Here is a 19607-nt window from a genome sequence, read left to right as displayed (position 1 = left end):
ATTCAGTGATCCGGGCAGATATGCCAGGGTCGCAGATTCTGATTTAAATCCGCATCAAGCGCTTATGTGTAAAGCGATGTTTGCTCTTATTTTTGATGACTTTTCTGGAAGTCCAGCGACGCCGAATTCATGCAGTAACGCAGTCCGGTATCGGTAGGTCCGTCGGGGAATACATGGCCCAGATGGGCGCCGCAGCTGCTGCAGACAGTCTCGACGCGCACCATGCCATGGCTGCGGTCCTCGATATTGGTGATGGCACCAGGCACGGCCTGGTCAAAGCTGGGCCAGCCGCAGCCCGCATCGAACTTGGTGTGCGAGTCGAACAGCTTGGCGCCGCAGCAGACGCAGTGGTAGCTGCCATCGGCCCAGAACTGTTCGTATTTGCCGGTAAAAGGGCGTTCGGTGGCCGCGTGGCGCGTGACCTGGAAGGCGGCGGGCTCAGCGCCTTTTTCCTGCAGCAGGGTCTGCCATTCGGCATCGGTTTTCTGGATGGGAAAGCTCATGATGAACAGCTGATTTCAATGGAGGAGGCCCAGTCGGGCGGGAAACCGGCCCACGCATGATGGTCCGGGTGCGAATCGTAAGGCGCTTGCAGCACGGCCAGCATTTGCTGCACGGGCGCGAAGTCCCCATTGCGGGCGGCGCGAATCACGGTTTCGCCAAGGTGGTTGCGCAGCACGTAGCGGGGATTGGATTTTTGCATCAAATCGGCCGCTTGCTCTTTATCCACCTGTGCTAGATGCTCTGAATAGGTGAGCGACCAGGCATCGAACGTGGCGCGATCCAGAATGATGTCGCGCAGCGGTTCAAAGTCGATCTCGCTGCCTTGCGTGTGTGAGACGGCTTCGGTCAGGCGGGTGAAGAAGATGGTGTAGTCCACCTTGTTGTCGGCCAGGATCTGCAGCAGCGGGTTGACGATCTGCGCAAAGCGGCCTTCGCCGGGGGCGGTGCCTGGGGCATCGTCCCGCAGACCCAGCTTGCGCAGCATCTGCGTGGCATAGGCGGCGGGGAAGACGCTCTTGTATGACTCCAGCGCGGCAATCGTCAGCTCTTCGTTGCCAATCAGCGGCAGCAGGGCCTGGCCCAGGCAGTAGAGATTCCAGTAGGCCACCTGGGGCTGGCGGTTGAAGGCATAGCGGCCCTGGTTGTCGCTGTGGTTGCAGATATGGCCGGGGTCGAAGGCATCGAGAAACTGGAAGGGGCCATAGTCGATCGTCAGGCCCAGAATGCTCATGTTGTCGGTATTCATCACGCCGTGGCAAAAGCCCACGGCCTGCCACTGGGCCAGCAGCCGCGCCGTGCGTTCGCTGACGGCTTGCAGAAAATTGGCATAGGCATTGCCGGCCAGTGAGGTGGCAAGGCGGCATTCAGGGTAATGCTGGTCTATGACCAGATCTGCCAGAGCCTTGAGCTCTGGCTGCATGTCGCGGGCGGCGAAATGCTCGAAATGGCCAAAGCGGACAAAGCTCTGGGCCACGCGCGTCACGACGGCGGCGGTTTCCATGGCTTCGCGCGCCACGGGCAGGGGCGAGCCGGTCAGCGCCAGGGCACGCGTGGTGGGAATTCCCAGGGCTGCCATGGCTTCGCTGCAGAGAAACTCGCGGATCGAGGAGCGCAGCACGGCGCGGCCGTCGCCCATGCGCGAGTAGGGCGTGCGCCCCGCGCCCTTGAGCTGAACTTCGAAGCCTTGGCTTGTCTCGCCCAGCAGGATGGCCCGGCCATCGCCAAGCTGGCCGGCCCAGTGGCCGAACTGGTGGCCGCTATAGACCGTGGCCAGGGGCTTGCTGCCGTCGGCCACCACATTGCCGGACAGCACTTGCAGGGCCTCGTCGCTAGCCAACCATTCGGTGCTCAGGCCCATCCATAGCGCGGTGCTGGCGCTGGTGGCGACCCAGTGAGGGGCGGGTACGGGAGTGGGTTGCAGATAGGTGAAAAATGCCGGGCCCAGGGCTTCAAAACGGCCGGGGCTGTGCCATTGCGGGGCAGTGGAATCGCTCATGCAGTCATTGTGCTTGAGGGGCGTCAAGGTCAGAGCGAGTAGGGCTGTTGGCTGCTGCCAAAAGCCTTGCTCGGCGCTGGCAAATCCTAGGTTTTTCCCGGGGAGGCAGGCGCTATCCCATAGGGAAGCGGTTGGCAACCGTCGCTCAAATTACGCATTGGTGACAGTCCTGTGATGGTGTTTGCCAAGCCCAGGCTAGGATGCTTGCCGACTACCACTACGATACCGAGGAGACATGCCAATGTTGGGTCTGATGCAAAGCCAGCCGTTGCTGATTTCGTCCCTGATCGAGTTCGCCGCGCGCCACCATTCCGATGCGGAGATCGTCTCGCGTCGTGTGGAGGGCGATATCCACCGATATACCTACAAGGATCTGGCTGCGCGGGCGCGCCAGCTGGCCCATGCACTCGATGGCATGGGGCTGGCGCAGGGCGATCGGGTGGCAAGTCTGGCCTGGAACGGCTATCGCCACATGGAGATGTACTTTGGCGTCAGCGGCTCGGGCAGGGTGCTGCACACCATCAACCCGCGCCTGCATCCCGAACAGATTGCCTGGATCGTGAACCACGCGGAAGACAAGGCGCTGTGTTTTGACCTGAGCTTTTTGCCCATCATCCAGGCCGTGCATGCCAAATGCCCGCAGGTTCAGCAATGGGTGGTTTTGTGTGATGCAGACCGTCTGCCCGCAGACAGCGGCATTCCCGGGCTGATCAGCTATGAGTCCTGGATAGGCTCCCACCCCACCGAATATCACTGGCCGAAGTTTGACGAGAACACGGCGTCCAGCATGTGCTACACCAGCGGCACCACGGGCAACCCCAAGGCGGCGCTGTACAGCCACCGCTCCAGCACCTTGCATGCCTATGCAGCGGCCTTGCCCGATGTGATGAATCTGTCGGCGCGCGACTCGGTGCTGCCGGTCGTGCCCATGTTCCACGTCAACGCCTGGGGCATTCCATATTCGGCGGCGCTCACCGGCTGCAAGCTGGTGTTCCCGGGCCCGGCACTGGACGGCAAGTCCGTCTACGAGCTGATCGAAGCAGAGGGCGTGACCTTTGCCGCCGGTGTGCCCACGGTCTGGCAGATGCTGCTGGGTCACATGAAGCCCGCGGGCCTGCGTTTTTCCAAGCTCAACCGCACGGTCATTGGCGGGTCGGCCTGCCCACCGGCCATGATTGCGGCGTTCCAGGACGACTATGGCGTGGATGTGCTGCATGCCTGGGGCATGACGGAGATGAGTCCGCTGGGCACGTTGTGCACGCTCAAGAACAAGCATCTGGATCTGCCCAAGGAAGAGCAGATGAAGATCCGCCAGAAGCAGGGCCGTGCCATCTTTGGCGTGGAGATGAAGATCGTCAACGATGCGGGTGAAGACCAGCCCTGGGACGGCAAGAGCTATGGCGATCTGCTGGTGCGCGGGCCCTGGATCATCGACAGCTATTACAAAGGCAGCGGCAGCCCGCTGGTGCAGGGGGCCGATGGCTACGGCTGGTTCCCCACGGGCGATGTGGCAACCATCGACCCCGATGGCTATATGCAGATCACCGACCGCAGCAAGGATGTGATCAAGTCCGGCGGCGAATGGATCAGCTCCATCGACATCGAAAACATTGCCATGGCCCATCCGGCCGTGGCCATGGCGGCCTGTATTGGCATGCCCCATCCCAAATGGGACGAGCGCCCCATTGTGGCGGTGGCCAGGAAGCCGGGTGCCGAAGTGAGCCGCGAGGAACTGCTGAAGTTCTTCGAAGGCAAGGCCGCGAAATGGCAGATTCCCGATGATGTGGTGTTTGTGGATGCCATCCCGCTGGGCGCTACGGGCAAGATGCTCAAGACCAAGCTGCGCGAAGAACTCAAGGACTACAAGCTGCCCACGGTCTGATTGCCGACCGCACTGACCGGTACCAAGCCATCATCATGCGATGATGGCTTTTTTGTTTTCGCCCATAGGCTTTTCCTGCTCATGTCTCTTGCCGCCTCTTCCGGTGACTGTCCTTGCGACTGTCCGTCTTCAGCAATGCCAGAGCAGCCCGCGGTCTGTGGCCTGCCGCGCAGGCAGCTTCTGGGCGCTGCATTGATAGGGGGGCTTGGAGCCTGGGGCCTGCCTGCCGTCGCTTGCCCGCCCGAAGCCGTGGCGGAGGCCGCCCATGTGGTTGCGCCGCGCAATGTCTGCATGGAATGCCTGGCGCGCCGTGCGCAGCAGCGCTCCGCTTTTGTGAACAAGGAGCTGCCATGAGCAAGCCTTTGTCCTGGCAGGAGATGAAACCGGCGCGCAAGGCCTGGGCAGAGCGCTGGTCCAAGGTGAGGCCCCAGGGCAAGCCACTGCAGCTGTATTTGCTGCTGGATGCCGCGCAGCACCGAGATCTGCTGGCGCAGCTGCCGCAAAACGGTGCAGAGGCCTTGTTTGCCTTCACGCGCGACAGCAAGGAGGGCAAGGTCAGCCCCTGGCTGGTGCACTTGGGGCGCAGCGGCCAGGCGCTCAACAAACCGCAGCAGCGTTTTCTCGACGCCGTGCTGGATGTGGTGCAGGCCAGTCCCTGCGCGACGCTGCTGGCCAGCGAGTGCGAGCAACCGGTGTTGATCGCCCATCTGCGCCGCGCCATGGACCCTCGAATGCCGGGCAAGGAAGGCAGTTATCTGGCATTTTGGGATCCGGCCATACTGGCCGCGCTGCTGGGGCAGAGCGATGCGGATACCCAAAGCCGCATCGAGGCGGTGCTGAGCCCGGCACAAGGCCGTGCCCTGCTGGGGCCCGTGGGCCACTGGTGGTGCTGGAGCCGTTCGGGCCGTCTGCACGAATACGCGGCAAGCGATTTTTCCGTGCCGCCCGCACCGCTGCCTCTGGCACTCAGCGCGGCGCAGGTCGATGCGCTGGTGCAGAGCAGCGTGCCCGATCTGCTGATCTATTACGTGAACCTCAATCAGGTCCATCTGCGCGACAAGCTGACGCCGCTGGCCATGCACTGGTTTGCGCGCCAGCAACTGGTCTATGCGCGCAGGCAGGGGCTCACGGGCACGCGCGACTTGCTCAACTATCTGTGCGTGGCGCTGACGGTGGGGGAGCGCTTTGATCAATATCCAAGCCTGTCTCCCATACTGACCAGGGTCAAGGCTGGTCAGCTGTCGTTCGACAAGGCCATGGAGGAGATTGCCACCCGGGTCGATGATGAGAAGCAGGCCCGTGAGCCCCGGGTGATGACCGATGCGCAGGGGCTGCCGCTGACGGAAAGCCGGTTGCCGCTCTGAGGCATCTGATATTGATTAATTCGTTAAAAATGGCCTCAGACCATTTGCTGTCAAGCGCTGTAAGCTATGTTTTTTGATGTTGGCATCTGAGGGCAAACCAGCGTCTCCAAGGTGATAGGCGCTAGGGCAAGCCCCAGGCGGCGATGGCCTGCTTGCCCTTTAGTCTGGGCGTCGCTCATAACCACCAATGGAGACGCTCAATGAAGTTTGCAATCAAGGCTTTGACAGCATCGGTGATCCTGGCGTGTGCAGGTAGCGCCATGGCCCAGAAGGGTGAGACGGTGAAAGTGGCATGGATCGACCCGCTGTCCGGCCTGATGGCGGCACTGGGCTCCAACCAGCTCAAGAGCCTGCAGTACGCAGCCGAAGAGATCAACAAGAACAGTGCTTCGGGCGTGAAGTTTGAAATCATCGGCATTGACAACAAGTTGAGCCCGCAGGAAACCACGGCGGCCTTGCGCTCGGCCATGGACCAGGGCGTGCGCTATGTGTTCCAGGGCAATGGCTCGGGTCCGGCGCTGGCCATCATGGATGCACTGGAAAAGCACAATGCCCGCAACAAGGGCAAGGAAGTGGTGTTCCTCAACTATGCGGCTGTGGACCCCGACCTGACCAACAGCAAATGCAGCTACTGGCATTTCCGCCTCGATGCCGACACTTCCATGAAGATGGAAGCCTTGACCACTTATATGAAGGACGTGCCCGAGATCAAGAAGGTCTATCTGATCAACCAGAACTACAGCCACGGCCAGCAGGTTTCCAAATACGCCAAGGAAATGCTCAAGAAGAAGCGCCCCGATGTGGAAATCGTGGGTGATGACTTCTCTCCCCTGGCCCAGGTGCGTGACTTTGCCCCCTATGTCGCCAAGATCAAGCAGTCGGGCGCCGATACGGTGATCACGGGCAACTGGGGTTCGGACCTGGCGCTGCTGATCAAGGCCGCCAACGATGCAGGGCTGAACAACGTCAAGTTCTATACCTATTACGGCATTGCCACGGGCGCTCCCACGGCCCTGGGCGCAGCGGCTGCGGGCAAGGTGTATATGGTGGGCTACGGCCATCTGAACATGCCCGGCACCATGGAGAAAATCGTCAAGGGCTTCAAGGCCAAGGTCAATGACGATATGTATACGGGCACCGTCTATACGGGGCTGAACATGCTGGATCAGGCTTTTGCGCGCAGCAAGACCACGGACCCCGCCAAGGTCGCGGCGACCATGGAAGGCATGAAATTCCAGAACTACAACGGCGAGGTCGAGATGCGCAAGAGCGACCACCAGCTGCAGCAGGGTCTGTACATCACCAAGTGGGAAAAGGCCGGCGGCAAGTACCCCTATGACTCGGAGAACACCGGCTATACCTTTGTGCCCGTGAAGTACTACGAGCCCTATGTGGCCAGCACGCCGACCAGCTGCCAGATGAAGCGACCCTCCTGATTCCGGTTCTCCGAATCGGTCTGAGGTCTTGAAGGGTGCCCATGGCACCCTTTTTTTCCATCCGGACAACTGCGCGCTTGTGTCTCCAAAGTGTCGCCATCGCTGAGTTAAAGGCTTTCAAAGTCGCATGGGCGATAGTTTCTAAGGCTTTCCCCAGCGGGAAAAAGTCTACCCGCCGGTAGATTGAAGACGGTACTAGCGAAAACTATGAAAGGAGACAAGTATGAAATGGGTGATGCGTGCCGTGGCGCTTTCGGCGATGACTGTCAGTGCCGGTGCTGCCTGGGCTCAGAAAGGGGAGACGGTCAAGATTGCCTGGATTGACCCCCTGTCGGGCCTGATGGCTGCAGTGGGAACCAACCAGCTCAAGACCTTTCAGTTGCTGGCCGAGGAGTTCAACAAAAGCAATGCATCGGGTGTGAAGTTCGAGATCGTCCCCATGGACAACAAGCTCAGCCCGCAGGAGACGACGGCGGTTCTGCGCTCGGCCATGGACCAGGGCGTGCGCTATGTCTCTCAGGGCAATGGCTCGGGGCCGGCCCTGGCCATCATGGATGCGCTGGAAAAGCACAACAACCGCAACAAGGGCAAGGAGCTGCTCTATCTGAACTACGCGGCCGTGGACCCCGATCTCACCAACGGCAAATGCAGCTACTGGCATTTCCGCCTGGATGCCGACACCTCGATGAAGATGGAGGCGCTGACCACCTTCATGAAGGACGATGCCGAGGTCAAGAAGGTCTATCTGATCAACCAGAACTATGGCCATGGTCAGCAGGTCTCCAAGTACGCCAAGGATCTGCTCAAGAAAAAGCGTCCCGATGTGCAGATCGTGGGCGATGACTTCTCGCCTCTGGCTCAGGTACGCGACTTTGCCCCCTATGTGGCCAAGATCAAGCAGTCGGGCGCCGATACGGTGATCACCGGCAACTGGGGCGCAGATTTGTCGCTGCTGCTCAAGGCAGCCAACGACGCGGGCCTGAACAACGTCAAGTTCTATACCTATTACGCCTTTGGTGCGGGGGCTCCCACGGCCATGGGCGCAGCCTCGGACGGCAAGGTCTTCACCGTGGGCTACGGCCACTACAACATGGGCCCGCCCATTCAGGCCAGCATGGCCAGCTTCAAGAAGAAGTTCAACGATGACCTGACGCAGGCCTCCATCTATCACGTGTTTGCGCTGCTGGACGCGGCCTTTGTGAAGACCGGCTCGACCGATCCCGTGAAGGTGGCTGCGGCGCTGGAAGGCATGAAGATCAAGAGCTTCAACGGCGAGGTGGAGATGCGCAAGAGCGATCACCAGCTGCAGCAGGGCCTGTACATCACCAAGTGGCAAAAAGCAGGCGGCAAATATCCGTATGACGCGGAGAACACCGGCTATACCTTTGCCCCCGTGAAGTATTACGAGCCCTATGTGGCCAGCACGCCGACCAGCTGCCAGATGAAGCGGCCTTCCTGAGCCGGGAAGCTACCGCTGTGAAGGCTGCGGCGCAGGCCCATAAACACGACAACAAGCTGCGCGCTTCAGCCGTTTTCTTTCATCTTCTCCAAAGCAAGGCCTGTCAATGACGCCTGAATTTTTCACCATATCGCTGCTCAACGGCGTGAGCTACGGGCTGCTGCTGTTCATGCTCAGCTCGGGGCTGACGCTGATCTTCAGCATGATGGGTGTGCTGAATTTTGCGCACACCAGCTTCTACATGCTGGGCGCGTACTTCGCCTATACGCTCAGCGGCATCATCGGTTTCTGGCCCGCATTGTTCATCTGTCCTGTGCTGGTGGGCGTGCTGGGCGCGCTGTTCGAGCGCTACAGCCTGCGCCGCGTGCACAAGTACGGCCATGTGCCCGAGCTGCTGATCACCTTCGGCCTGTCCTATCTGATTCTGGAGGTCGTGCAACTGGTCTGGGGCCGAGGTACCGTGCCTTATGCGCTGCCACCGTCGCTTCAGGGGCCGCTGTTCACGCTGTACGGTACGCAGTTCCCCAAGTCGCGCTCCTTTGTGATGCTGGTGGCGCTGCTGATGCTGGTTGCCGTGTGGCTGCTGCTGACGCGTACCCGCATCGGGCTGGTGATCCAGGCCGCGCTCAAGAACCCCGAGATGGTGGAGGCGCTGGGGCACAACGTGCCGCGCGTGTTCATGCTGGTCTTCGGTGGCGGCTGCGCGCTGGCAGGGCTGGCCGGCGTGATCGGTGGCAACACCTATGTGACCGAGCCGGCGATGGCGGCGTCCGTGGGCTCCATCATCTTTGTGGTCGTCGTCGTGGGCGGCATGGGTTCGCTGGTCGGGGCTTTTGTGGCTTCGCTGCTGATCGGCGTGGTGCAGACCTTTGCCGTGGCCATCGACTGGTCCATGGCCAGCGCGCTGGCTTCCATGGGGCATCAGGTCAATGAGTCCACCTTTGGCTGGCCGGTGCTGCGCCTGACGGTGTCGCAGGTTGCCCCCATCTTGCCGTACCTGTTTCTGGTGCTGATTCTGATTTTCCGCCCCAAGGGCTTGCTGGGCACTCGAGGGGACTGAGCCATGAATTCCATGACAAAAACAAGCATCAATTCTGCCGCTGCTAGGCAGCCTGCGCAGGCGCATTACCGCTTCAAGCCGCTGAACATGGGCCGCATCCTGACCTGGGGTCTGTTCGCTCTGGCGCTGATCGTGGCGCCGCTGATCTTCACCAGTTCGCTGGCGCTGACCATGCTCAGCCAGATCGGCTATCTGATCATCATCTGCCTGTCGTACAACATGCTGCTGGGACAGGGCGGCATGCTGAGCTTCGGCCATGCGGTCTACACCGGCCTGGGCTCTTTCCTGGCGATTCACGCCATGAACAAGGCCGGCGCTGGCGAGCTGCCCATTCCGCTGGTGCTGATCCCCATCGTGGGCGGGCTGGCCGGCATGTTCTTTGCCGCGCTGTTTGGCTATGTGACGACCAAGAAGTCCGGCACCACCTTTGCCATGATCACCATGGGCCTGGGTGAACTCGTGGCTTCCATGGCGCTGATGTTTCCCGAGTTCTTCGGGGGCGAGGGCGGCATCACCACCGACCGGGTCTACGGCAAGTTCTTCGGCCTGGATTTCGGCTCGGGCCTGCAGGTGTACTACCTGATTGCCGTGTACTGCTTCATCTGCACGGCTGCCATGTTTGCCTTCACGGGCACGCCACTGGGACGCATGCTGAACGCCGTGCGCGACAACCCCGAGCGCGTGGAGTTCGTGGGCTACAACACCCAGCGCGTGCGCTATTTCGCCTTCATCATCGCGGGCTTTTTTGCCGGCATCGGCGGTGGCCTGACGGCCATCAATTTCGAGATCATCACGGCCATGGACAGCGTCAGCGTGGTGCGCTCGGGCGGCTATCTGCTGTTCACCTTCCTGGGCGGGGCGACTTTCTTCTTTGGCCCCATCATCGGCGCCGTGCTGCTGGTGCTGGCTTCGGTGCTGCTGTCAGAGCTGACCAAGGCCTGGCTACTGTATCTGGGCCTGGTTTTTTTGCTCATGGTCATGTATGCGCCCGGCGGCGTGGCCAGCATCATCATGATGAATCTGCGCGTGGCCAAGTTCGGGCATTTCAAGCGCCTGCTCAAGCCCTATCTGGGTGTGCTGGTGGCGGCCATCGTGACGATCCTGGGCGCGGCCGCGCTGATCGAGATGATCTATCACCTGCAGCTCAATGCGGCAATGGGTGCGAACGTGTCCTTCATGGGCACGCAGCTGGACACCGGCGCGGCGGCGACCTGGACGGTGGCCATCGTGGTGCTGGTGGTGGGGCTGGGGCTGCTGGAAGTGGCCAGGCGCGTGACAGCGCGTCGCTGGAGTCAGATTCAGGAAGTGATAGAAGAGACGGTCAAGAAAAGGGAGGCTTGAGCCATGAGCAGCGTTGCCATTCAACAAGCGGCGGCAATGGCCGCCCCTCATGCGGCTCGGAAGCAGGGGCAGCCCTACGCCCTGGAGCTGCGTGATCTGCGCAAGAGCTTCGGCAAGAGCGAAATCATCCGGGGTGCGCAACTGGCCGTGAATGCGGGCGAGCGCATTGCCATCATCGGCCCCAATGGTGCGGGCAAGAGCACCTTGTTCAATCTGATCAGCGGTCGTTTCGCCCCCTCCAGTGGCGAGGTGCTGCTGCACGGCGAGCGCATCGATGGCAAAAAGCCGTTCGAGATCAATCGCATGGGGCTGTCGCGCAGCTTTCAGATCACCAACATCTTTCCCAAGCTTTCGGTGTTTGAAAACCTGCGCTGCGGCGTGCTCTGGAGCCTCGGCTACCGCTACAGCTTCTGGCGTTTTCTCTCCAATCTGCACGACGCCAACGCGCGCACCGAGGAACTGATGGAGATGATAGGCCTGCATCGCAAGCGCGACACGCTAGCCGTGAACCTGACCTATGCCGAGCAGCGCGCGCTGGAGATAGGCATCACCATCGGCGGCGGCGCCAGCGTCATCCTGCTGGACGAACCCACGGCCGGCATGAGCAACAGCGAAACCGCGCACTTCATCCAGCTCATCAAAAAGGTCACGGAAGGCAAGACGCTGCTGACCGTGGAGCACGACATGGGCGTGGTCTTCGGCCTGGCCGACAAGATTGCCGTGGTGGTCTATGGTGAGGTGATCGCTTTTGACACGCCGGAGGCCGTACGTGCCAATGCGCGGGTGCAGGAGGCCTATCTTGGTTCCTCCGTTGCCGAACAACAGGCCGGCGGGCACTGATGTTGCTCCCCCTGAGCGGCTGCGTCGCTTCCCCCTCTCTCTACGGGAAGGGGACGACAGCCTCGCTGCGGGGCGGCGCGGCCGGCCCAGGCCCTTGCTTGCTGTCACTGACATGGGGCAAGCATGTTTTGAGGTTTTAAGCCTTTGGAAAATCTGAGAGGACAGCTGCAGATGTTGAAGATCAATGATTTGCATGCCTACTACGGCAAAAGCCATGTGCTGCATGGTGTGGATTTCGAGGTCAATCAGGGCGAGATCGTGGCGCTGCTGGGACGCAATGGCTCGGGCCGTTCCACCACGGCCAAGGCCATCATGGGCCTGGTGCACTGGGAAGGCGGGCTGGGCTGGAAGAATCAGAACCTGCGCGGCAGGAAGGCCTATGAAGTCGCCCATCTGGGCATTGGCTATGTGCCGGAAAGCCGTGATGTGTTTCCCAACCTGACGGTGCACCAGAACCTGCTGCTGGGGCAAAAGGGCAATGGCAGGGGCAGCCGCTGGGGCTTTGACGATATGTACGCGATGTTTCCGCGCCTCAAGGAGCGCCAGCACACCGAGGCCGGCGTGATGTCTGGGGGCGAGCAACAGATGCTGACTCTGTGCCGCACGCTGATGGGCGACCCGGATCTCATCATCATCGACGAGCCTACCGAGGGCTTGGCGCCCAAGATCGTGGAACTGGTGGGCGAGTACCTGAAGAAGATCAAGGAGCGCGGCGTGTCCGTGCTGCTGATCGAGCAAAAGCTCACCATCGCCATGAATATCTCGGACCGGGCGCTGGTCATGGGCCATGGACGTATCGTTTTTGACGGTACGCCCGATGGCCTCAGGGCCAACGAGAAAGTTCGCAAGGAGTGGCTGGAGGTCTAGCCGCCTCGAACCGGAGCAGGAGCTGTCCCATTGAGGACAAACCGCAGTTGCGCAATGCAGCAAAATCCAGAAAATAAAAAACGCACGACCGTTCTTTTCTCATCATCGAACAGGGGACAACAGCATGACTGCTGAATACAAGGTAGATGGCGCAGTTGCCGTCATTACATTGAACAACCCGCCGGTCAACGGCCTGGGGTTGTCCACGCGCCGCGGCATTGTCGACGGCCTGAATCAGGCGTTGGCCGATGCTTCGGTCAAGGCCATCGTCATCACGGGGGCCGGCAAGGCTTTCTCGGGCGGGGCCGACATCACCGAGTTCGGCAAGGAAGATGCCTACCGTGAGCCACATCTGATTTCGGTCATTCAGCAGCTGGATCAGTCCACCAAGCCCTTGATCGCCGCCATCCACACGGTGTGCATGGGCGGAGGGCTGGAGCTGGCGCTGGGCTGCCACTACCGCATCGCGGCGCCCGGCACGGCCGTGGCCCTGCCCGAGGTCAAGCTGGGCCTGCTGCCCGGCGCTGGCGGTACCCAACGCCTGCCGCGTGTTCTGGGTGTGGAGCCTGCGCTCAACATGATCGTCAGCGGCGAAGCCGTCCAAAGCGAGATGCTGGCCATGATTCCCGGCCAGAAGCTGTTCACCAAGATGGCGTCGTCGGCCGAAAACCTGCTGGCTGAAGCCAAGGCCTATGCGCTGGAGGTGGCCGATGTCAGGCCGCTGCAGCGCGTGCGGGATCTGCCATGCAAGCACCCTCAGGGCGAGGCTTACTTCCAGTTTGCCCAGACCATGGTGCAAGGCATGTCCAAGAACTTCCCCGCACCGCTGCGCTGCGTGGAAGCCGTTAAGACCGCTACCACCAGGAAGTTCGACGATGGCATGGCTGCCGAGCGCGAAGCCTTCATGCAGCTGATGATGACGCCCGAGTCGCGTTCGCTGCGCCATCTGTTCATGGCCGAGCGTGCGGCATCAAAGATCGCGGACGTTCCCGGCGATACGCCCGTGCGTGATATCAAGACCGTGGGCGTGATCGGTGCCGGCACCATGGGCGGCGGCATCTCCATGAACTTCCTCAACGCCGGTATTCCCGTCACGATTCTGGAGACCAAGCAGGAAGCGCTGGATCGCGGCGTGGCCACCATCCGCAAGAACTACGAAGCCCAGGTCAAAAAGGGCAAGCTGAGCCAGGAAAAATACGATCAGCGCATGGCGCTGCTCAGCACCACGCTCAACTATGGCGATCTGAAGAACGCCGACCTCATCATCGAAGCCGTGTTCGAGGAGCTGGGTGTCAAGGAGCAGGTGTTCAAGCAGCTCGACGAAGTGGCCAAGCAGGGCGCCATCCTGGCGTCCAACACCTCGACCCTGGATGTGGACAAGATCGCGGCCTTCACCAAGCGTCCACAGGACGTGGTGGGCATGCACTTCTTCAGCCCCGCCAATGTGATGAAGCTGCTGGAAGTGGTGCGCGGCAAGGCCACGGCCAAGGATGTGCTGGCCACGGTGATGAAGATAGCCAAGAAGATCAAGAAGACGGCCGTGGTCTCCGGCGTCTGCGATGGTTTCATCGGCAACCGCATGATCGAGCAGTACTCGCGCCAGGCCGGTTTCCTGCTGGACGAAGGCGCATCGCCCCAGCAGGTGGACAAGGCCATCGAGAAGTTCGGCTTTGCCATGGGGCCGTTTCGCATGGGCGATCTGGCGGGCAACGACATCGGCTGGGCGATCCGCAAGCGCCGCTATGTCGAGAAACCCGACATGAAGTACAGCGCCAGTGCCGACCGCCTGTGCGAACTGGGCCGCTACGGCCAGAAGACCGGCGCCGGCTGGTACGACTATGTGCCCGGCAAGCGCGATGCCATCCCTTCGGATGTGGTGGCCAAGATGATCGACGAGCACCGCAAGGCCATCGGCGTCACGCCACGCAAGATCTCCGACGAGGAAATCGTGCAGCGCCTGGTCTATGCGCTGGTCAACGAAGGTGCGCATATTCTGGAGGACGGCATTGCCGGCAAGTCCGGCGATATCGACATGGTCTATCTGACCGGTTACGGCTTTCCGCTGTGGCGCGGCGGCCCCATGCATTACGCGGGCGAAGTGGGCCTGTTCAATGTGGTGCAGGCCATGGGCCGCTTTGCCCAGAACCCCAATGACGATGCCAAGTTCTGGCAACCCGCGCCGCTGCTGGCCAAGCTGGCCGCGGAAGGAAAGCAGTTCAGCTAAGCGCCATGCACACAGACCTTGAGACGCCGTTGCGTACTACTCGTACTGCCTACGGCTTCGCCCAGCGCGGCCCGGCGCCTAGTCTCAAACGCAAATCTTCGATTTGCTGGCCTGTGTGAATGGCGGTTTGCCAAGCAATACCCAGAATCAAAGGACAGAACATGACATCCGCAGTGATTGTTTCTACCGCGCGCACCCCGCTGACCAAGAGCTGGAAGGGCGCTTTCAACATGACATACGGCCCCACCATGGGTGCCCACGCGGTCAAGGCTGCCGTGGAGCGTGCCGGCATCGAGGGTGCCGAGGTCGAGGACGTGATCATGGGCATGTCGCTGCCCGAAGGCACGACCGGCGGCAATGTGGCGCGCCTGATTGCCGTACGTGCCGGCCTGCCTGTGACGACCTCGGGCCTGACCATCAACCGCTTCTGCTCCTCGGGCCTGCAGGCGATTGCGCTGGCGGCCCAGCGCATCATCGCCGGCGAAAACGATGTGCTGGTGGCCGGTGGTCTGGAGAGCATCTCCTGCGTGCAGCCGCACCTGAACTCGCACATGGCTTTCGACCCCGAACTCACGGCCATGAAGCCCGAGGTGTACTGGAGCATGCTGCAGACGGCCGAACAGGTCGCCAAGCGCTACAACATCAGCCGCGATGCCCAGGATGAGTACGGCGCAGCCAGCCAGCAAAAAGCCGCTGCCGCCCAGGCAGCAGGCCTGTTCGACGCCGAAATCGCTCCCATGAAGACGGTGATGGGCGTGGCCGACAAGGTCCGCGGTCTGATCACCAAGGAGGTGCTGGCGGCCAAGGACGAGGGCATCCGCGAGGGCACGACCAAGGAAGGCATCAGCGGCCTGCGCAGCGCGCTGCCCGGAGGTGTGATCACGGCCGGCAATGCCAGCCAGTTCTCCGACGGTGCGGGCGCCTGCGCCGTGGTCAGCGAAGAATATGCCTCGCGCAAGGGTCTCAAGCCCCTGGGCCGTTTCCTGGGCTTTGCCGTCGCAGGCTGCGAGCCCGATGAAATGGGTATCGGCCCCATCTACGCTATCCCGAAGGTACTCAAGAAGCTGGGCCTGTCCATCAACGACATCGATCTGTGGGAGCTCAACGAAGCCTTTGCCGTGCAGGTCATCTATTGCCGCGACAAGCTGGGCATCCCCGCCGAGCGGCTCAATGTCAATGGCGGCGCCATTGCGCTGGGCCACCCCTATGGCGTCTCCGGTCAGCGCCTGACCGGTCATGCGCTGATCGAGGGCAAGCGCCGCGGTGCCAAGCGCGTCTGCGTGACCATGTGCATAGGCGGCGGCATGGGTGCAGCGGGTATTTTTGAGGTTCTGTAAGCGCAGCATGCAAAAAGCCGCAGTCCCGGCCGGGAGGCGGCTTTTTATTTATCTGTGGAAGAAGATTTTGATAGCTGAAAGCGCTTTCCAATAAAGGGCTTGAGGCGGTTTTTAATGGGATTCAATATGCGCCTGCGTTCCACCATTGACTTTCTGCTCTACGACTGGCTGCAGGCCGAGAGCCTGGCCAGCCGTCCCCGTTTTGCCGATCATTCACGCAGCACTTTCGATGCGGTGATGGACACCTGCGAGCGCATCGCACGCGAGAAGTACGCACCCTTCAACCGCACGGTGGACCTGCAGGAGCCGCAGTTCGACGGTGAAAAAGTCATACTGCCCCAGTGCACCTATGAAGCCCGCGAAGCCTATGCCGAGTCGGGCATGCTCAGTGCTGCGCAGGACTATGAAATGGGCGGCATGCAGCTGCCCTATACGGTGGAGGCGGCAGCCAACTGTTTCTTTGCGGCGGCCTCGATCAGCATTGGCTCGAACATGCTGACCAGCGGCAATGCCAACGCCATCATGGCCCATGGCACGGAGATGCAGAAACAGGTCTTTGCGGCCAATGAATTCAACGGCCGCTGGGCTGGCACCATGGCGCTGTCGGAGCCGCAGGCGGGTTCGTCGCTGTCCGACATCGCCACGCGCGCCGAGCCCGATGGCGCGGATTTCGAAAGCGAGGCCCTGGGGCCACGCTACCGTCTCAAGGGCAACAAGATGTGGATCAGCTCGGGCGACCATGAGCTGACCGAGAACATCGTGCATCTGGTGCTGGCCAAGATTCCCGGACCCGATGGCAAGCCCGTGCCCGGAGTCAAGGGCATATCGCTGTTCATCGTGCCCAAGAAGCTGGTCGATACCGAAGGTCGCTTGACGGGCGAGCGCAACGATGTGGCGCTGGCGGGTCTGAACCACAAGCTGGGCTGGCGCGGCACGACCAATACCTTGCTCAACTTTGGTGAAGGCAAATATCCGGTGCGAGGCGCCTCCGGAGCGATAGGCTATCTGGTGGGCAAACCCGGTGAGGGCCTCAAATGCATGTTCCACATGATGAACGAGGCGCGCATCTCCATCGGCACGGCTGCCACCATGCTGGGCATGGCCGGCTATCTGGCCAGCCTCGAATATGCGCAAAACCGTCCGCAGGGCAGGCCAGTTCAAGGAGGGCCAGGTTCGGGCGGCAAGGATGCGAGCAGGCCCCAGTCGCGCATCATCGAACACGCCGATGTCAAGCGCATGCTGCTGGCACAAAAAGCCTATTGCGAGGGTGCGCTGGCACTCAACCTGTTCTGCGCCCGTCTGGTTGACGAGCAGCACACAGGCTCCGCGCAGGAAGCAGCGGATGCCAGGCTGCTGCTGGAGGTGCTGACTCCGATTGCCAAGAGCTGGCCCAGCGAGTTCTGCCTGGAAGCCAACTCGCTGGCCATCCAGATTCATGGCGGCTATGGCTATACGCGTGACTTCCCGGTCGAGCAGTACTGGCGCGACAACCGCCTGAACATGATTCACGAGGGCACGCACGGTATCCAGGCCATGGACCTGCTGGGCCGCAAGGTCATCATGGAGGGCGGCAACGGCCTGCAACTGCTGGCTACGCGTATCAACACCACCATTCAGATGGCCTTGCAGCGTCAGCAGCTGGCTTGCTATGCCAACCAGCTGGCGCGGGCACTGGCAGAAGTGGGGGGCGCGACCAAGTCGGCATGGGCCACGGGCAACCCGCAAGAAGCGCTGGCCAATGCCGTGCCCTATATGCAGGCCTTCGGCCATGTGGTGCTGGCCTGGATCTGGCTCGATGTGGGGCTGGCCGTGCTGGCCAAGGATGCCGACCTGGCCATTGCCGCCCATCGTGGCAGCATGGCCGCGCAGCGCTATTTCTTTCACTATGAACTGCCCAGGATTGGCGCGTGGCTGCAGGTGGTCAAGTCACGCGATATGACCTGCGCGAATCTGGAAGAGGAAGCTTTCTGATCTGAGGCACCGGTCAAAAATCGCTTGGAAGACAGGCTTGCCGCCAGCGGTGGCTGGCTTGGCCTTACTATCGTTTCATGACTACACAAAGAGCCCGGAATACTGAACTGGCCCATGCAGTGCTGGGCTGGAACCGCAAGTACCTGAGGCACGACAGCCAGCTGACGCAGGAGCTGGTTGCTCAGTGTTTCGGCGCGAATTTTGTGGTGCAGCCCAATGGCCGCCACTATCAGGCGAATCTCGCGTTGTACCTGGAATTCCTCAATGGCATGAAAACCGCCATGGCAGGCATCGAGTACCAGGTGCTCCATACCATTGCCGACGAAGAATCCGTGGTATTCGATATGGCGGTGCAGATAGAGCGCCTGAACGGTGAGCGCGAGTCCTTTGTTGCGATGCTGCTGATGCGCTTTGACGCAACCGAAAAGGTGAGCCTCTGGAAAGAGGTCTATCTGCCCAAGTCCGCATAGGCGGCTGACTGGCGCGGATCCGAGCCGAGTCTCAAGTGCGGCGGCGAACGGCCGAATCATGAAAAACAGCTCGCATGCGGCGGGCTGTTTTTCTGTGGGCTATGGCGATGTGCTCAGGGCTTTTCGCAGTTGTCGCTCATGCCCACCATGCCTGAGAGCTTTTGCAGGCTGCTGCGCTGCTTCAGGCATTCCTGGTGCTTGGCATCGGCAGCCTTTTGCTGGGCCAGCTGAACGGCCTTGCTGCGCTCGGCGCGCAGCTGGGCAATGCGTTCGCGGATTTGCGGCATCAGTGCCGTGGCCGCTTTTTCGCCTTCCACAATCGCGTTGGCGCGCTGGCCGAAGTCGGCAGGGCCGATATCCAGCACCTTGGGGCGGATGATGATGTCGGCCCGTGCCAGTTCGGCCTGTCCCAGCTTCTGGCCCATGATGGCAATCGACTGGTTGAGCGCGCCCAGCATATTCGCGGGGGTCTTGCCGCTGGCCTTGTTGGAGATATCGACGGCGATCACGATATCGGCCCCCAGATTGCGCGCCGCATCCACAGGGACGGGGCTGACGATGCCGCCATCGACATAGTGGTACTTACCAATCGTCACGGGCTGGAACACGCCGGGCACGCTGCTGGAGGCGCGCACGGCCTGTCCCACATTGCCGCGCGCGAACACGGTGCGCTCGCCATCTTCAAGGCGCGTGGAGACGGCCACAAAGGGCTTGGCCATCTGCTCAAGCGGCTTGCGGTGTACCTGCTCGTTCACATAGTCTTCGAGTTTCTGGCCCAGGACCAGGCCGCCCGAGGACAGCTGCAGGTCGCGAATCTTGGCCTCGTCGAGTGCCACGGCTTTTTCCTGCAGCTCGAAGGCATTCATGCCGCTGGCATAGAGCGCACCCACCACACTGCCCGCGCTGGTGCCGGCCACCACGGAAGGTGTGAAACCATTGGCTTCCAGCATCTTGATGACGCCGATATGGGCAAAGCCCTTGGCCGCGCCGCCGCCCAGGGCCAGGCCAATGCGTATGGGCTGTGCCGTGGCGGTGCTGGCCGCGGTATCGGAAGGCGCGGAAGGAGCGGGCGGGTTGCTGCCGCAGGCACCGAGGCCGAGCAGACTTACACATAACAGAGGGCGCAAAAAAGCATTCAGGCGCATGCCGAAAAATCCTGCCGTCTTGGGAATAAGAGGAGGCGAAGTATAGCTTCGGGTTGTTTTTTCAGCAGGCCGTGAGGTGGAAATTACTTCTGAAAACATAGCTGAAGGCGCTTGCCTGGTAAGTGTTCCATGCCGATATCCTTCATTTGGTCTATGCATGCCAAGCCTGCGCTGCAGACAATGTTTTCATCGCAAGTAAAAACGCGGACGGT

The 19607-nt window shown here is 61.3% G+C and carries 16 protein-coding genes; 13 read left to right on the top strand and 3 right to left on the bottom strand.

Going from position 1 to position 19607, the window contains the following annotated elements; genetic code table 11:
* Window positions 1-86: 86 nt before the first annotated feature.
* Together msrB and QMY55_RS14405 are read right to left on the bottom strand one after the other, a co-directional pair.
* A complete protein-coding gene (msrB, locus tag QMY55_RS14410; protein ID WP_283484882.1) occupies window positions 87-503 on the bottom strand; it encodes a peptide-methionine (R)-S-oxide reductase MsrB in 417 nt (138 codons plus the stop codon).
* Window positions 500-1999 carry a protein adenylyltransferase SelO gene (locus tag QMY55_RS14405; RefSeq protein ID WP_283484881.1) on the bottom strand — a complete coding sequence of 500 codons (1500 nt, stop codon included), beginning with the start codon at window positions 1997-1999 and terminating at the stop codon, window positions 500-502. Before QMY55_RS14405 ends, msrB begins: the two co-directional genes overlap by 4 nt.
* Window positions 2000-2240: 241 nt before the next feature.
* Here QMY55_RS14405 and QMY55_RS14400 point away from each other — a divergent pair, with 241 nt between their 5' ends.
* The 13 genes from QMY55_RS14400 to QMY55_RS14340 all read left to right on the top strand — a co-directional run bounded on the left by QMY55_RS14400 (window position 2241) and on the right by QMY55_RS14340 (window position 18250).
* Window positions 2241-3881, top strand: coding sequence for a 3-(methylthio)propionyl-CoA ligase (locus QMY55_RS14400; RefSeq protein WP_283484880.1), 1641 nt, complete (start codon window positions 2241-2243; stop codon window positions 3879-3881).
* 135 nt (window positions 3882-4016) lie between these two features.
* Window positions 4017-4235, top strand: a complete 219-nt coding sequence (locus tag QMY55_RS14395; protein ID WP_283484879.1) for a hypothetical protein — start codon at window positions 4017-4019, stop codon at window positions 4233-4235.
* Entirely contained in the window at window positions 4232-5245 is a 1014-nt protein-coding gene (locus QMY55_RS14390) for a DUF4123 domain-containing protein (protein ID WP_283484878.1), read from the top strand. Before QMY55_RS14395 ends, QMY55_RS14390 begins: the two co-directional genes overlap by 4 nt.
* A gap of 200 nt (window positions 5246-5445) precedes the next feature.
* Window positions 5446-6681, top strand: a complete 1236-nt coding sequence (locus QMY55_RS14385) for a branched-chain amino acid ABC transporter substrate-binding protein (protein WP_283484877.1) — start codon at window positions 5446-5448, stop codon at window positions 6679-6681.
* Between the two features lie 223 nt (window positions 6682-6904).
* A complete protein-coding gene (locus QMY55_RS14380; RefSeq protein ID WP_283484876.1) occupies window positions 6905-8140 on the top strand; it encodes a branched-chain amino acid ABC transporter substrate-binding protein in 1236 nt (411 codons plus the stop codon).
* Between the two features lie 106 nt (window positions 8141-8246).
* The gene (locus QMY55_RS14375; RefSeq protein WP_283484875.1) at window positions 8247-9200 is read left to right on the top strand and encodes a branched-chain amino acid ABC transporter permease; all 954 of its coding nucleotides are present in this window, start codon (window positions 8247-8249) and stop codon (window positions 9198-9200) included.
* Between the two features lie 3 nt (window positions 9201-9203).
* Window positions 9204-10541 carry a branched-chain amino acid ABC transporter permease gene (locus QMY55_RS14370; RefSeq protein WP_283484874.1) on the top strand — a complete coding sequence of 446 codons (1338 nt, stop codon included), beginning with the start codon at window positions 9204-9206 and terminating at the stop codon, window positions 10539-10541.
* 3 nt (window positions 10542-10544) lie between these two features.
* On the top strand, window positions 10545-11381 hold the full coding sequence (locus tag QMY55_RS14365; protein WP_283484873.1) for an ABC transporter ATP-binding protein: 837 nt from the start codon (window positions 10545-10547) through the stop codon (window positions 11379-11381).
* A gap of 171 nt (window positions 11382-11552) precedes the next feature.
* Window positions 11553-12248 (top strand): ABC transporter ATP-binding protein, encoded by a 696-nt coding sequence (locus QMY55_RS14360; RefSeq protein ID WP_283484872.1) that lies wholly within the window; start codon window positions 11553-11555, stop codon window positions 12246-12248.
* Window positions 12249-12372: 124 nt separating this feature from the next.
* Window positions 12373-14472, top strand: a complete 2100-nt coding sequence (locus QMY55_RS14355) for a 3-hydroxyacyl-CoA dehydrogenase NAD-binding domain-containing protein (protein WP_283484871.1) — start codon at window positions 12373-12375, stop codon at window positions 14470-14472.
* A gap of 161 nt (window positions 14473-14633) precedes the next feature.
* Window positions 14634-15809: an acetyl-CoA C-acyltransferase gene (locus QMY55_RS14350; protein ID WP_283484870.1), complete on the top strand. Its 1176-nt coding sequence runs from the start codon at window positions 14634-14636 to the stop codon at window positions 15807-15809.
* 126 nt (window positions 15810-15935) lie between these two features.
* Entirely contained in the window at window positions 15936-17780 is a 1845-nt protein-coding gene (locus QMY55_RS14345; protein WP_283484869.1) for an acyl-CoA dehydrogenase, read from the top strand.
* 77 nt (window positions 17781-17857) lie between these two features.
* Window positions 17858-18250, top strand: a complete 393-nt coding sequence (locus QMY55_RS14340) for a nuclear transport factor 2 family protein (protein ID WP_283484868.1) — start codon at window positions 17858-17860, stop codon at window positions 18248-18250.
* A 113-nt stretch (window positions 18251-18363) separates the two neighbouring features.
* Here QMY55_RS14340 and QMY55_RS14335 read toward each other — a convergent pair whose 3' ends face one another.
* On the bottom strand, window positions 18364-19395 hold the full coding sequence (locus QMY55_RS14335; RefSeq protein WP_283484867.1) for a patatin-like phospholipase family protein: 1032 nt from the start codon (window positions 19393-19395) through the stop codon (window positions 18364-18366).
* Window positions 19396-19607: the final 212 nt, after the last annotated feature.

It is taken from the genome of Comamonas resistens, assembly GCF_030064165.1.
Taxonomy (GTDB): Bacteria; Pseudomonadota; Gammaproteobacteria; order Burkholderiales; family Burkholderiaceae_C; genus Comamonas; species Comamonas resistens.
The sequence above is the reverse complement of the archived record's forward strand: the minus strand, read 5'-3'. Positions and strand labels throughout refer to the sequence as shown.

What these genes read in the sequence shown, in the direction of transcription:
- msrB (WP_283484882.1), bottom strand. Translation starts at nt 503, where the DNA reads ATGAGCTTTCCCATCCAGAAAACCGATGCCGAATGGCAGACCCTGCTG.
- QMY55_RS14405 (WP_283484881.1), bottom strand. Translation starts at nt 1,999, where the DNA reads ATGAGCGATTCCACTGCCCCGCAATGGCACAGCCCCGGCCGTTTTGAA.
- QMY55_RS14400 (WP_283484880.1), top strand. Translation starts at nt 2,241, where the DNA reads ATGTTGGGTCTGATGCAAAGCCAGCCGTTGCTGATTTCGTCCCTGATC.
- QMY55_RS14395 (WP_283484879.1), top strand. Translation starts at nt 4,017, where the DNA reads ATGCCAGAGCAGCCCGCGGTCTGTGGCCTGCCGCGCAGGCAGCTTCTG.
- QMY55_RS14390 (WP_283484878.1), top strand. Translation starts at nt 4,232, where the DNA reads ATGAGCAAGCCTTTGTCCTGGCAGGAGATGAAACCGGCGCGCAAGGCC.
- QMY55_RS14385 (WP_283484877.1), top strand. Translation starts at nt 5,446, where the DNA reads ATGAAGTTTGCAATCAAGGCTTTGACAGCATCGGTGATCCTGGCGTGT.
- QMY55_RS14380 (WP_283484876.1), top strand. Translation starts at nt 6,905, where the DNA reads ATGAAATGGGTGATGCGTGCCGTGGCGCTTTCGGCGATGACTGTCAGT.
- QMY55_RS14375 (WP_283484875.1), top strand. Translation starts at nt 8,247, where the DNA reads ATGACGCCTGAATTTTTCACCATATCGCTGCTCAACGGCGTGAGCTAC.
- QMY55_RS14370 (WP_283484874.1), top strand. Translation starts at nt 9,204, where the DNA reads ATGAATTCCATGACAAAAACAAGCATCAATTCTGCCGCTGCTAGGCAG.
- QMY55_RS14365 (WP_283484873.1), top strand. Translation starts at nt 10,545, where the DNA reads ATGAGCAGCGTTGCCATTCAACAAGCGGCGGCAATGGCCGCCCCTCAT.
- QMY55_RS14360 (WP_283484872.1), top strand. Translation starts at nt 11,553, where the DNA reads ATGTTGAAGATCAATGATTTGCATGCCTACTACGGCAAAAGCCATGTG.
- QMY55_RS14355 (WP_283484871.1), top strand. Translation starts at nt 12,373, where the DNA reads ATGACTGCTGAATACAAGGTAGATGGCGCAGTTGCCGTCATTACATTG.
- QMY55_RS14350 (WP_283484870.1), top strand. Translation starts at nt 14,634, where the DNA reads ATGACATCCGCAGTGATTGTTTCTACCGCGCGCACCCCGCTGACCAAG.
- QMY55_RS14345 (WP_283484869.1), top strand. Translation starts at nt 15,936, where the DNA reads ATGCGCCTGCGTTCCACCATTGACTTTCTGCTCTACGACTGGCTGCAG.
- QMY55_RS14340 (WP_283484868.1), top strand. Translation starts at nt 17,858, where the DNA reads ATGACTACACAAAGAGCCCGGAATACTGAACTGGCCCATGCAGTGCTG.
- QMY55_RS14335 (WP_283484867.1), bottom strand. Translation starts at nt 19,395, where the DNA reads ATGCGCCTGAATGCTTTTTTGCGCCCTCTGTTATGTGTAAGTCTGCTC.